Here is a 12767-nt window from a genome sequence, read left to right as displayed (position 1 = left end):
TTTTATTTTCAGAGATATTATCCAACAGCTGAGCTATTTTTTATTAAAATTTTTTACAGCATTAAAATCTCCTTTTTCAGCGAGCGCTGCTTGTGTTTTCCAACCATGCAAATCATATCTTTTTGGGTTTATGCCCCCTTTTTTTAAAAGTTCACTTAAGTTTTCTTCTGTCATAGAAGCTAATTGAGTATAATTAGTAATTCCCAATTTATTTAACGATTCTTCTAAAACAGGTCCGATACCTTTTATAACTTTTAAGTTGTCTTTTTTAGCTGTTTGCTTTCTTTTTGTTTTTTTTGAAACAGCTTTCTCTTTAGTCAGTTTTTGTTTTGACTTTTTTTTATTTTTCGTATCCTTAATCTTTGTTTTTATTCGATCTTTAAATTCCTCAACTTTATCAGCTATCGGATTTTCAGTTATTGTTTTTTTAAGGTCTTCTAGGGTCTCAGATTCCCAAGTTAGTTCTTTAAAGCGCACTTTATCATCTTTAATTTGATCTTTAACTATTGCAGCTGCTTCTTTTGCAAATTTTAGTTGTTGTTTTTGAATTGGTTTCGCCTTTTTAGCTATTTTTTTAGCAAGTTTTCTCCATCTTTTTTTGTTGCTTACTTTGTTTTCTAAAGTATCAAAAACAGTATCAATAAAATCGTTTTGCACTCTTTTTAGAATTGCTTTTGTTTTTTCTATTTTATCTTCTCCCTTTTTTTTAGATTTCTTTGCAGCCATATAATTTTTATTAGGATTATAGTATTGAATTTTTTGTTAAAACTTTTTTTAGCTTACCGCTTCTTTATAAACTCTAAGACAACGTTCTCTCGCTTCTTTATGATCAACAATTTCTTTTGGATAATTAAATTCGTTAACATTTTTCACCCATTTATTGATGTATTTTAAGTCTTTATCAAACTTCTTAATCTGAGTAGTAGGATTAAAAATTCTAAAATAAGGAGATGCGTCTACACCAGAACCTGCAACCCATTGCCAATTTCCAACATTGCTCGCCATTTCATAGTCATGAAGTTTTTCGGCAAAATAAGCTTCTCCCCATCTCCAGTCTATTAATAAGTGCTTGCATAAAAAACTACCAACTAACATTCTGATTCTGTTATGCATAAAACCAGTTTCATTTAACTGCCTCATCCCTGCATCTACCAAAGGATAACCAGTTTCTCCTTTACACCATTTTTCGAATTCCGACTCATTATTTCGCCATTCAATTCTATCGTATTTTTCTTTAAATGCGCTTTTGTTTGTATGTGGGAAATGCCAAAGAATCTGCATAAAGAATTCTCTCCAAATTAATTCTTGCCAAAATGTTTCATTAGTGTCATCAATTGCTTTTTTTACCATTCTTCGGATACTTACAGTACCAAAGCGTAAATGCGGTCCAAGGCGAGAGGTAGTATCTTGCGCAGGAAAATTTCTTGTTTCTTCGTAAGCTTTTATTAGAGACGCAGCTACTGAATATGCTTGTATTTTTTGAGTTGGTTTTTCAAAACCGATGGCTGCAAGGGATAGATTTGGGTAAGTATTTACTTTTACAATATTTTGTAATAGGTCTTCTGAATTAAATTCTTGTATCCCTTGTTTTTTAAACGTTTCTTTCCATACTCTCATGTATGGAGTATATACTTTATAAGGGGTACCATCCTTTTTTAAAATTTCATTTTTTTCAAAGATTACTTGATCTTTATAGGTGTTAAATTTAATGTTGTTTTCTTTTAACATTTCTGCAATAGTAGTATCTCTTTCTCTTGCATAAGGCTCATAGTCATGATTTGTGTATACAGTGTCAATTTCATGATCTTCTATTAATTGTTTAAATACAGTTTTAGGACTGTTGTTAAATAAGGCAATATCACTACCAAAGTTTGCTGTTAATTCAGCTTGCATTTTTTGAAGAGACTCGTGAATAAATGCAACTCGAGCATCATTTTTTGGGAGTTTGGATAATATTTCGGTATCAAAAATAAAAATTGGGTATACCTTGTATTTTCCATTTAAAGCATGAAAAAGTCCTACATTATCCTCTAATCTGAGGTCTCTTCTAAACCAAAAAATACTAATCTTCTCTTTCATGTTCATTGTATGTTCCAAAAAGTGCTGTTAATTTTTCTTGTCTGTACTTAAAAATTTCCTCTAGTTTAGGTTTTACTAATAAAGGATGTACAAGTTGTCCAATAAATCCTAAAGGAACTTTATAGTCTATAATATCTTCTAATAATACACCACCATTTATCTCTTTTACAAAGTGTTTATGATGCCAGAGTGCATAAGGTCCATATAATTGTTCGTCTACAAAGTACTTCTTTTCTTCTATATGGGTAATTTCGGAAACCCATTTGGTTTTTATACCTAAAAGAGGAGTTACATTATATTGTATAATTTGTCCTGTATATAATGGTCTATCAATTGTTGAAAGTATATCGAAAGACATATAGTCTGGCGTAATTATTTTTAAGTTTTTTGGATTTGACAAAAAATCCCAGGCTTTATCCAGGCTGATTGGTAGTTTTTGTGATTTTTGGAGTGTATATATTTTCATTTACATTAAATTACTTACTTCTTTCTTGCTAAGTATTAACGCGTTAATAGTGTCCCATAGTTCTACTCTCTTCTCTAAAGATCTTTTAGCAGCAGTTAACGTTTCTTTCCACTTCAAAGAGTCATTACCACATAATTCACAAATTAATTGCAGTGCTATAGGGCCATGTTCATCTCCATCTAATTCTATATGACGATCTAAATAATATTTTAATTTACGTGTTGCTTCTTGTTGTGCTCCATTTTCTTTAATGATGCTTAAAAACATGTCAGGTATAATATCTTCTCGACCAAATGTAAATGCTGAAGCGATTTCATGTGGTTTATTGGATTCAATTATTGAAAATGTAAAATTGATAAATTCTGCTATATTTTTAGAAAGATTCACTTTCTCTGAAGCTGTTTTAACTGAATTACCTGCATAGATGAACGATAAAAATTGATTGATTTGTGTAGTTTCTGCTTGTAGCTGTGTCATAGCATCCAAATACATTTCAAAGTGACTTTTAGGTTCACCAAGTTCATTTACATCCGTTTCTTCGCACAATACTATTTCGTTTATAAATCGTGCAAGGTTTGGGTTTTTAGCAGGCGTCCAAGGAACTTGTGTGTTGGTAAGTTTATTCTGTAAACTTTTTAATAGTGACATAAAGTCCCAAACAGCAAATACATGGTTTTGCATGAATAGCTTTACATCTTCTATTTCTTGGAGATTTGTGTAGAGCTCATGATTTTTAAGTTGATTTCTTAGATCTAGTAATTGATTTTCTATGAATTGTATGTTCTTCATTATGGAGGTAAAAGTTAGAACTTAGCGAATAAATTGTCTTTATTTTTATTTTAAAAAAATGAATTTGTCTGCTTTAAAAAACTGTCACAAAATTAAAATAAACTGCTTAAATTATTGTGATTAAAGGAGCAGATTTTTACTTTTTTAACGCTTCAATCTTTTTTAAAACAGCATCAGCTTCTAAATACTTCTGATCACTATCACTTCTGTTGATAGATTGGAGTTTAAAGCCCTCTTCCATTAGTTTTTTGTATTTTTCTTGAAGTTTTTCTTCTTCAGATTTTTTTTTGAATAAACCAAACATAATTACAAAATGTGTTTTATTATTTTAGGACTCAATGGTTTCGTAATTGAAAGATAATAGTCTATTAATTTTCCTTCTGTTGATACCAAGTATTTTTGAAAATTCCATTTCACAGAAGAATTTTTCTTTCCGTTTAAGGTTTTAGAGGTAAGCCATTGGTAAAGTGGGTGTTGTTCTGGACCTTTTACTTCTATTTTTTCTGTAATTAAAAAACTTACCCCATAATTGGCTTCACAAAACTCTTGTATTTCATTCGCATCACCTGGTTCTTGTTTACCAAACTGATTACAAGGAACACCTATAACTACGAGTTTTTCTTTGTGTTCTCGGTGAAGTTTTTCTAGGTCTTTGTATTGTGGCGTAAATCCACACTTAGAAGCAACATTAACAAAAAATATAAATTTACCTTTATAGTCACTTAGATGAATAGGTTTACCTTGTAAGTTATTCATTTTAATATCGTAGATTGTAGTCATTTTTTAAAAGTTTATATTTTAAAACTTACAATTCCACAGTCTAGCTCAAAAATCTGACCAGAAATAGAAGCTGCTTTTTCTGAAATTAGAAATGTAGCTAAATCTGCTACCTCGTTTGGCTGTAAATATTTTTTTAAAGGATGACGTTCAGTAATATTTTCTATCATCCTGTCATTTCTTAAAAGTTTAGAAGCAAGGCCTGTATCTGTAACAGTAGGTGCTATTGCATTAACGCGAATAAGTGGTGCAAATTCAGCTCCTAAAGATTTTGTAAGACCTTCTACTGCAGCTTTTGCTGCTGCAACACTAGCATGAAAAGGCATACCTAGTTTAGCAGCTACTGTACTAAATAAAAGAATACCCGGTTGTGTACCTTTCTTTAATGAGGGTAAAAAATGTTGAATTGTTTTTACTGCACCAATAACATTAATTTCGAAATCGTTTCTAAAATCATCTAGTTTTAGTCTAGAGATTGGCTTTAAATTAATGCTTCCAGGACAGTAAATAAGTGCATCTGCAGAAGGTATTTCTGGTAAAACATCTGCAAGCACATCTAAAGAGTGATGTATTAAGTTATTGTGTTGTTGTCCCGGTGCTGTTCTACTAATATTGTACACCTTGTTGTTTTCTAGAAGAGCTTGTACAATTGCTTTTCCAATTCCTTTACTTCCTCCAATAACTATAATGTTTTTCATATTTTATCGTCTTCCTTTCAAGCGCTTTTCAATTTTTTGTTTTACTGCTGTAAGTCGCTTCATTTGATCCATTAATTCTGGATCTTTGTTTTGTTTATATACTTCGTTTAATTCTAAAATAAGTGCTTTAACTTCTCTAGAGGCTAAAATTCTGTCACTTGTCGTTTTAAACGAAAATTTTCTATTTTCGAACTCAGTTGCTCTTTCTAATAACTCCATTATGTATTTTTGGTAATTTTCTAAAATGGCAATATAATTATATTTGTTAGAAAATCAAGAAAAATACCAACTTTATTAAGCTGTTAATGGTTTACCTTTTAAGCGTTTTTCAATTTTTTGCTTCTTAGCGGTTAAGCGTTTCATAATGTCCATAAGCTTCCCATCTTTTGTTTCTTTGTAGATTTCGTTTAATGCTAAGATTAAAGATTTTGCTTCTCTAGAAGCTAAAATACGATCACTCGTTGTTGGAAATCTCATTTTTCTGTTTTCAAATTCAATGGCTTTGTTAACTAAATCCATAACTAGTAATTTAAAGTGTTTTGTAATTCGACTATTTTTTCTTGGGTATTAAATTTACCTCCAAAGTAAGAAGTTACTGTAGCTGAGGTATTGTCTTTAACACCTCTAGAAGAAACACATAAGTGTTTTGCATCTATGATTACAGCGACGTCTTCTGTGCCTAATACTCCCTTTAACTCCTCAGCAATTTGATTGGTTAAACGCTCTTGTACTTGAGGTCTCTTTGCATAGTATTGTACTATTCTATTTAGCTTAGATAAGCCAATAACTTTACCTGAAGAAATATAGGCAACGTGAGCTTTACCTATAATTGGAACAAAATGATGTTCGCAATTAGAGTAAAATGTAATATTTTTTTCAACCAACATTTGGTTGTATTTGTACTTGTTTTCAAATAGGGCTACTTTAGGCTTATTAGCAGGATTTAGTCCTGAAAATATTTCATCAATATACATTTTTGCAACCCTTTGTGGAGTTCCTTGCAAAGAATCATCTGTGAGGTCTAGGCCCATGACATTCATAATCTCTTTAAAAAGACCAGCTATTTTTTCTTTCTTCTTTTCATCAGAAATTTTAAAAGCATCTTTTTTCATTGGAGTTTCTATACCTGTAAATAGGTGATCGTCACCTATGTCTTCAAATGAAAAGTCATTTAAATTTTGGTCTGTTTGTTTTTCCTTAAGTACTACATCTGTAATCATGTCCTTGTCTTTTTTATGTGCTGTCTTTAAGTACCCTAAACTTAAAAGCAAAGCACGGTTAGTTATCTTTTTGCTATAGAGTTATTTGATATTGATTTTTGTCTAGAACATTTGAATCTTCCTTTTTCGAATGTCCTTAATTTTTCATGTTTTGTTTTTCTACCCTGAACCCTTTTTCTCCACATTCTAAAGCTGCTTGGCTTCATTTCTTTTCGCATTAAGTTTATAACTTCTTGCTCTTTTAACCCAAATTGAAATTGAATGGCTTCAAAAGTGGTTCTATCTTCCCAAGCCATTTCTATAATTCTATCAATTTCTATGTTGTTTAAAGTGCTCATTTTTTTGTTATTTTAAATGCTTTGAAAATCGTACTGTTCATCATTTTTAATTTTGCAATCCATTAACTTTTCGATAAACTTTTTATTTTCTTTCAGTAATTTATTGCTTTTAAACCGCACAAAATTTCCTTGACCATGAATACTAAAACCACTTGTTTTATAGATATGTAATTGGTAAAAAGGTATCGCCCAACTAAAGTTTTTGAGTCCTTTGTTAATGTGAACTAGGATTCCTTTTTCTCTTAATTCAATGTTACCGTAATTAAGATCAGAAACGGTATTCATTATATTTTTAAATCCAACACTAACCTCATCTATAATCATTCTTTTAGACCCAGTACCTCTTAATTTTATGGATTGTAAGAAGTTAAAAGGTTTACCTAACAAAGTGTCTATTTCTTTGGAATTCTCTTTATCGGTATGTGTAGTGTTAAAAATCACAATTCAAAGATAATCAAAATAAATTTTGTTTAACGTAAACTTTAAACAGTTAAACAAAAATTAACAAAATATTTTGATTTGTGAATTTCTCTAGATTATTCGTTTCTAAGTAATTTCTTTCTATTTAAAAGTGTGTGTTTTTTTAGAATTCGATAACTTTCTTTCTGAACTTCTGGGTCTTTTTTCATGTCCCAAAGTGTTTTTGTTGCTCTTTTTCTTGCGTCTTTAAAGTCTACAACGGGTTTTGGATAGTCTTTGCCAAGTTCAAAGTTATTAAATTGTTCATCTAGAGGTGTCATTAAAAAAGGTTGATGTATAAATGCAATTGGTAAATTGGCCAACTCAGGAACCCATTTTTTGATAAAACTACCATCTTCATCGTGAGTAATACTGTTCTTAACAGGATTGTATACTCTAATATCATTAATACCTGTTTCTCCTGCTTGCATATTTAATTGTGGAAAATGGATTCCAGGTTCAAAATCTAAAAATAATTTTGAAAGATGTTGTGATGCGTCTTGCCAAGGTTGCCATAGTATGTGTGTAAAGAATGAAACTAGCATAGATCTCATTCTAAAGTTTAAATACCCAGTTTCTGTTAAACATCTCATGCCACCATCTATAATAGGAAACCCAGTAGTACCAGATCTCCACGCTTTTTGATAAGTTTCTGAAATTGCTTTTTTAAGTTTATGATACCCTTTATTTAAACTCGCTTCTTCCATGGTATGTTCCATTTCGAATTTTTGAATAAAATGAGCTTGCCATCTTAATCTACTTGCAAATGCGCCTAAAGGTTTTTTATTGTCTTTGTTTTTAGATAGAATGGCTCTTTGATATACTTGTCTTATAGATAAGTTTCCCCAAGCAATGTAAGGAGAGAGCCTGCTACAACTTTTTCTTGCCAAGGTGGGTTTAGAAATGTGGTTCATGTAGTTTTGATGCCTGTCTTCAAAAAAGCTATCTGCATAACGCCAACCAAGTAGAGTGCCTCCTTTTTGAAACGGTGTTTCTTTTGGTGTTTTTAAATCTGTAATTTCAAAGTAAGCTTCAATAGCTTTTAACTCCTCTGCATCAAATATAGTTGCTTTTTTTAAGTTGTTTTTTAATTGTGGGGCATACATATAGTTTTCCCATTTTTCAATCCAATCGTGTCTATTTAATAACCCTCTTAAAACACCATTGTTAATGTTTTCTTTCCACTGAATCTCGTTATTTCTACAATATCTTGTAAAGTCTTTGTCTCTAGTAAATGTTTTAAGTAAGCCTGTCTCTTGGTGTGAAAATACAGTATTTATTTTATAAAAATTCTGTAGTTGATTAAAGACAGTAATTATTTCTGAATTTATTGCAAGTATTTTGGAGTTATATGCAGCTAAATCTGAATTTATATCTCTTATAGACTCTTTGATAAAGTTCCAATGGCGACTATCGTAATGGGGATCTTCTTGTAGCGATTTTTCAAAAACATAAAGAAAAAGCACCTTTTTTTTTGCACAAAGCGCATTGTGTATAGCCTCATTATCTTGCAAACGCAAATCGCGTTTAAACCATACAACATTAATTTCTTCCTTGTTAGTAGGCATCTAAGTTTTTGATTATATGATTTGCTTTTTCTTTAATTTTTGTTCGCTCTTCGATTGGCATTTTGTTTAACAAACTATACATCATTCTCATTCTAAAGTTAGAAGACAATTGGGACTCTTTCTCTTCTAGAAAATTCCAGTATAAACTGTTAAAAGGGCATGCATCATCACCATATTTTTTAGTTTTTTTATAGCTGCAAGAATCACAGTAATTACTCATTTTACTGATGTAGCTTCCGCTAGAAACGTAGGGCTTTGTTGCAATTTTACCACCGTCAGCAAATTGACTCATTCCTCTTGTGTTAGGTAGTTGAACCCATTCAATAGCATCAACATAAATTCCTAAATACCAGGCGTCAATTTCAGCTGGATCTATTTGGGTTAATAGCGCAAAATTACCTGTAATCATTAAACGCTGAATATGGTGTGCATATCCATTATCTAAAGAATTATTGATTACGTTTTTTAGACAATTCATTTTGGTTTTACCTGTCCAGAAGAAATCAGGTAATTTATTTTTATTGTTTAAAAAATTCTCTTTTTTATAATTTGGCATTAACATCCAATACATACCTCTCATGTATTCTCTCCAACCAATGATTTGTCTAATAAAACCCTCTACTTGAGAAATATCAATTTCATTTGTTCTTTTTCTATACGTTTGTAAAGTCTCATCTACAATTTCTTTAGGGGATATCATTTTACTATTCATAGCAAATGATATTTTTGAGTGAAAAAGAAATATTTGGTTCGTGTGCATAGCATCTTGGTAGTCTCCAAAATGTACTAATAAATGATCGCAAAAATATGTTAGCTGTTCAAGTGCCTGTTTTCTAGAAATGGGATATTCAAAGTATTTTGCATTAATTTTCCCAACAGTTTTAACACCAGCATCTTCTATTTCAGCAACAATTTGAGAAACATCGTTATCAAAATTTTTAGCAGTGGGAATTAAAGTTTCACCTTTCCATTTTTTTCTATTGCTTGCGTCATAATTCCATTTGCCACCTTCAGGTTGTTGATCGATCATTAAGAGTTGGTGCTTTTTTCGCATATTTCTGTAAAAGCTTTCCATTAAAAACTGTTTTTTACCTTTAAAAAAGGTACTTAACTCATTTCTCTCTGTATAAAAATGTTCCGTAGGAAAAACTTTATTTTCAATGTTTAGCTTTTTAGAAAATTCTTTTAGTTGATGGTCTAATCGGTATTCATCTGGAGCTTGATATTCAAATTTCTCAAAATTATCTTTATCAATTAAAGTTGAAATATTTTCGGTTAAACTTTGAGTGTTAGATTCATCATTTAATTTCCAATAAATTATTCGATGTTGATTTGCTTTTAATTCTTTAGCAAAATTTCTCATTGCAGCAAAAAAGCCAGCTACTTTTTGAATATGATGTGTTACATAGTCTGTTTCTTGACGCATTTCGAACATGCAATAGGTAATGTTTTCATCATTACTATGATACCAAGAATGTTGGCTATTTAGTTGGTCTCCTAGAATTAAACGTAACGTTTTCATATTAAAATAAAGTTTTTTCTAACCATAGTTTTCTAAATTTATGGTTTGTATCATACCTTTCTGCTTGTAATTGGGTGTTGAATTTTCGGTCTCTAGGATCGTTACCGACTCCAGCAACATACATCCAGTTTCCATAATTGCTATGCACGTCGTAATCTAATAAAAGCGATTCAAAGTAGGCAGCACCAATTCTCCAATCTAACAAAAGCTCTTTTGCAAAGTAAGAGGCTACATTTTGTCTTCCTCTATTACTAATCCACCCAGTTTCCTTAAGTTCAATCATATTTGCGTTTACAAAATCATCTTTTGTATTTCCATTTATCCAATCTTGTATTATATCTTTATCTGTATTCCAGTGATACTCTCTTTCTAAAATACCACCTATTTTAAATATTTTAGCATCGTATTTTAAGGATATGTATTTGAAATAATCTCTCCAAATCAGTTCAAAAATCACCCAATAGGTAGATTGATTTGATCCAAATTCGGCTTCGTATTTCTTTATTTGATGATAAATGGTTCTTGCAGATAAACTTCCATTGGCAAGCCATGGAGAAAATTTTGTAGAATAATCTAAGCCAACTAAACCATTTCTAGTTTTCTTGTAAAAGCCAACCTTTTTACTTTCAAATAAATAATAGTTGAGCCTTTTTAAAGCAGCAGATTCTCCTCCTTTAAATGGAAAAGCAGTTTTTGAATGCTGTGTGAAATCGTTAAGACCTAATTCTTGAAGTGTTGGTATTTTAGTGCTGTTAGAGGTTAGATTGCTTTCAGGAAGTTTATCAATCTTAATCTCATCCTTAATGCTAACGTATTTTTCTAGTTTTTTTCTAAATTGCGTAAATACATCTGGTATGTTGCTAAAGTTTTTAGATACAGTTTCTGGGTGATACAGAAATTGATCATAGTCTTCTAAAATAGCTATAGATTTATCAAGAGTTGATTTAATCAAGTTGTTGGTGTTAACTTCCTCTTTTGTCCATTCTTTCTGTGTGTATATGGTTTGAATGTTTAATTCATCAACAACTTTTGAAAGTCCATTTTCAGGAGCATCAAAGTAAGTGAGTAGTGTTATATTTAAATTATGAAGTTGCGTTTTTAAGTCTGTTATTGTTTCAATTAAAAATTGGGCTCTGTATTTCCCTGTTTTTTCAAATCCAAATGAGTTTTTTTTAAAGTATTTTGGATCAAAAAAATAGACAGCAATTACCCTACTATGGTTTTCAATTGCTTTTTGAATTGATTTGTTGTCTTGTGTTCGTAAATTATTACGAAACCAAATTAAGCCTGCTGTGTTTTGTTTCTTCTGCATTTTTCGCTACAATATTTTACGTTATCCCAGTTTTTTTCCCATTTTTTTCGCCAAGTAAATGGTCTGTTGCATACAGGACAGTTCTTTGTGGGTAAGTGTTGTTTTTTCAAAAGATTATGGTTTACTTATTTTACGAATCATTCCATTAAAAATAAACCAATGAAAGGGTACTACAGCATACCAATACAGCCTACCAGCAATTCCATGTGGTCTAAATGTAGCTGTTTGGTGTAGTACTCCCTCTTTAATTTTAAATTCTAACCAAGCTTCACCTGGTAAAATCATTTCGGCATATAATAATAGTTTTCCTTTTTCTTTATCAGCATAAATAACTCTCCAAAAATCCAATGCATCTCCTAAGTTTAATTCAGTTGGGTGTCTTCTGCCTCTTCGCAAACCTGTACCTCCAAAAAATTGATCGATAAAACCTCTTAATTTCCATAAAATGGTTCCATAATACCAGCCAGTTTCTCCGCCAATGGACCAAATTTTATCTTTCGTCTTTTCTAAGTTTCTTATTTTTTTAGATTTAAAATCTTTAAAACACCCAAATTCTGGGACATTTATAAATTCGTGAACATATTTTTTTAGTTTTCCACTGCTGATATAGGAATCTTTCCAACTAGAAATAATGCTGTTTTGCTCAATTTTTCTAAAAGCAAGTTTTACTGCCTTTTTATATGACATGGGTTTAATGTCTAAAAGTTGGTTAATGTTACTTTTTTCCCCAATTACTTCAACACCCATTGAATTTACTAAAGAACTTGCTAATTTGTAAGAGGTAGAGGTTACAAAATACAACCAGTAAGAAGATAATTTTGGCGTCATTACAGGAACAGTAATAATACTTCGCTTTAGCTTCCTTGCTTTTGCAAATTGTAATAGCATTGTTTTATAAGTAAGCACTTCTGGACCAAAAATATCATAGGATGTATTATATAACTCCTTTTTTCCAAGAGCCTTATGTAAAAAAGACAATACATCTCTTATAGATAGCGGTTGTGTTTTGGTATTTAACCATTTTGGGGCTACCATAATGGGCAGCTTTTCAACTAAATCTCTAATGATTTCGAATGATGAACTACCAGAGCCTACAATTATACCAGCTTTAAAAGTGGTAAGCGCGTAATGGTTTGATTTTAATGTGTTTTCTACATTTTTTCTAGATAATAGATGCTTAGATAGTTTAGTATCATTGGTGATTCCGCTTAAATAGATAACCTGTTTTAAAGGCGTACTCTCTGCAAACTGTTTAAAATTTATTGCACATTTTTCTTCTAAAATGTGAAATTCTTTTGCAGAATTAGACATGGAGTGAACTAGATAATAAACCACGTCTATATCTTTTGGAATGACCTCTAAACTTGTGTTTTTTAGAAAATCGGCCTCAATTAGCTGAATGTTTTTTTGATGTTTGTAATAGCTTTCAGCTCTAATTTTATCTCTAACAGGGCAAATAATGGTATGTCCATCATTTAATAATAAAGGAATTAGACGTTTGCCAATATAACCAGTTGCACCTGTTACTAAAATTTTCAT

17 protein-coding genes are annotated in these 12767 nt (G+C 30.9%); all 17 read right to left on the bottom strand.

Features of this window, described 5'->3' with window-relative positions; translation table 11 throughout:
* Window positions 1-33 precede the first annotated feature (33 nt).
* A complete protein-coding gene (locus tag Q0L44_RS05790; protein ID WP_296636507.1) occupies window positions 34-726 on the bottom strand; it encodes a hypothetical protein in 693 nt (230 codons plus the stop codon).
* 48 nt (window positions 727-774) lie between these two features.
* Window positions 775-2079, bottom strand: coding sequence for a deoxyribodipyrimidine photo-lyase (locus Q0L44_RS05785; RefSeq protein ID WP_296636504.1), 1305 nt, complete (start codon window positions 2077-2079; stop codon window positions 775-777).
* On the bottom strand, window positions 2063-2545 hold the full coding sequence (locus Q0L44_RS05780; protein ID WP_296636502.1) for an SRPBCC family protein: 483 nt from the start codon (window positions 2543-2545) through the stop codon (window positions 2063-2065). Before Q0L44_RS05780 ends, Q0L44_RS05785 begins: the two co-directional genes overlap by 17 nt.
* The gene (locus Q0L44_RS05775) at window positions 2546-3334 is read right to left on the bottom strand and encodes a DUF3050 domain-containing protein (RefSeq protein ID WP_296636500.1); all 789 of its coding nucleotides are present in this window, start codon (window positions 3332-3334) and stop codon (window positions 2546-2548) included.
* Between the two features lie 136 nt (window positions 3335-3470).
* Window positions 3471-3638, bottom strand: coding sequence for a Lacal_2735 family protein (locus Q0L44_RS05770; protein WP_296636498.1), 168 nt, complete (start codon window positions 3636-3638; stop codon window positions 3471-3473).
* A 2-nt stretch (window positions 3639-3640) separates the two neighbouring features.
* The gene (locus Q0L44_RS05765) at window positions 3641-4114 is read right to left on the bottom strand and encodes a glutathione peroxidase (RefSeq protein WP_296636495.1); all 474 of its coding nucleotides are present in this window, start codon (window positions 4112-4114) and stop codon (window positions 3641-3643) included.
* An 11-nt stretch (window positions 4115-4125) separates the two neighbouring features.
* Window positions 4126-4809: an SDR family oxidoreductase gene (locus tag Q0L44_RS05760; protein ID WP_296636493.1), complete on the bottom strand. Its 684-nt coding sequence runs from the start codon at window positions 4807-4809 to the stop codon at window positions 4126-4128.
* Window positions 4810-4812: 3 nt separating this feature from the next.
* Complete coding sequence (locus Q0L44_RS05755) at window positions 4813-5028, bottom strand: hypothetical protein (RefSeq protein ID WP_296636490.1); 216 nt, start codon at window positions 5026-5028, stop codon at window positions 4813-4815.
* Window positions 5029-5103: 75 nt separating this feature from the next.
* Entirely contained in the window at window positions 5104-5328 is a 225-nt protein-coding gene (locus Q0L44_RS05750) for a hypothetical protein (protein ID WP_296636487.1), read from the bottom strand.
* A gap of 2 nt (window positions 5329-5330) precedes the next feature.
* Window positions 5331-6029 (bottom strand): GTP cyclohydrolase I FolE, encoded by a 699-nt coding sequence (gene folE / locus Q0L44_RS05745; protein WP_296636485.1) that lies wholly within the window; start codon window positions 6027-6029, stop codon window positions 5331-5333.
* Between the two features lie 62 nt (window positions 6030-6091).
* The gene (locus Q0L44_RS05740) at window positions 6092-6367 is read right to left on the bottom strand and encodes a TIGR03643 family protein (RefSeq protein ID WP_296636483.1); all 276 of its coding nucleotides are present in this window, start codon (window positions 6365-6367) and stop codon (window positions 6092-6094) included.
* A 12-nt stretch (window positions 6368-6379) separates the two neighbouring features.
* Window positions 6380-6808, bottom strand: a complete 429-nt coding sequence (locus Q0L44_RS05735) for a hypothetical protein (protein WP_296636481.1) — start codon at window positions 6806-6808, stop codon at window positions 6380-6382.
* Between the two features lie 95 nt (window positions 6809-6903).
* On the bottom strand, window positions 6904-8394 hold the full coding sequence (locus tag Q0L44_RS05730) for an FAD-binding domain-containing protein (protein WP_296636478.1): 1491 nt from the start codon (window positions 8392-8394) through the stop codon (window positions 6904-6906).
* Complete coding sequence (locus Q0L44_RS05725; RefSeq protein ID WP_296636475.1) at window positions 8384-9916, bottom strand: cryptochrome/photolyase family protein; 1533 nt, start codon at window positions 9914-9916, stop codon at window positions 8384-8386. The genes Q0L44_RS05730 and Q0L44_RS05725 overlap by 11 nt, the downstream gene beginning before the upstream one ends.
* 1 nt (window position 9917) lies before the next feature.
* Window positions 9918-11228: a DASH family cryptochrome gene (locus tag Q0L44_RS05720; RefSeq protein ID WP_296636472.1), complete on the bottom strand. Its 1311-nt coding sequence runs from the start codon at window positions 11226-11228 to the stop codon at window positions 9918-9920.
* Window positions 11198-11338, bottom strand: coding sequence for a DUF2256 domain-containing protein (locus Q0L44_RS05715; protein WP_296636469.1), 141 nt, complete (start codon window positions 11336-11338; stop codon window positions 11198-11200). Before Q0L44_RS05715 ends, Q0L44_RS05720 begins: the two co-directional genes overlap by 31 nt.
* Window positions 11339-11342: 4 nt before the next feature.
* The gene (locus Q0L44_RS05710) at window positions 11343-12767 is read right to left on the bottom strand and encodes an SDR family oxidoreductase (protein WP_296636466.1); all 1425 of its coding nucleotides are present in this window, start codon (window positions 12765-12767) and stop codon (window positions 11343-11345) included.

It is taken from the genome of Polaribacter sp., assembly GCF_024639685.1.
Taxonomy (GTDB): domain Bacteria; phylum Bacteroidota; class Bacteroidia; order Flavobacteriales; family Flavobacteriaceae; genus Polaribacter.
This window is presented reverse-complemented; position numbering and strand designations above follow the sequence as displayed.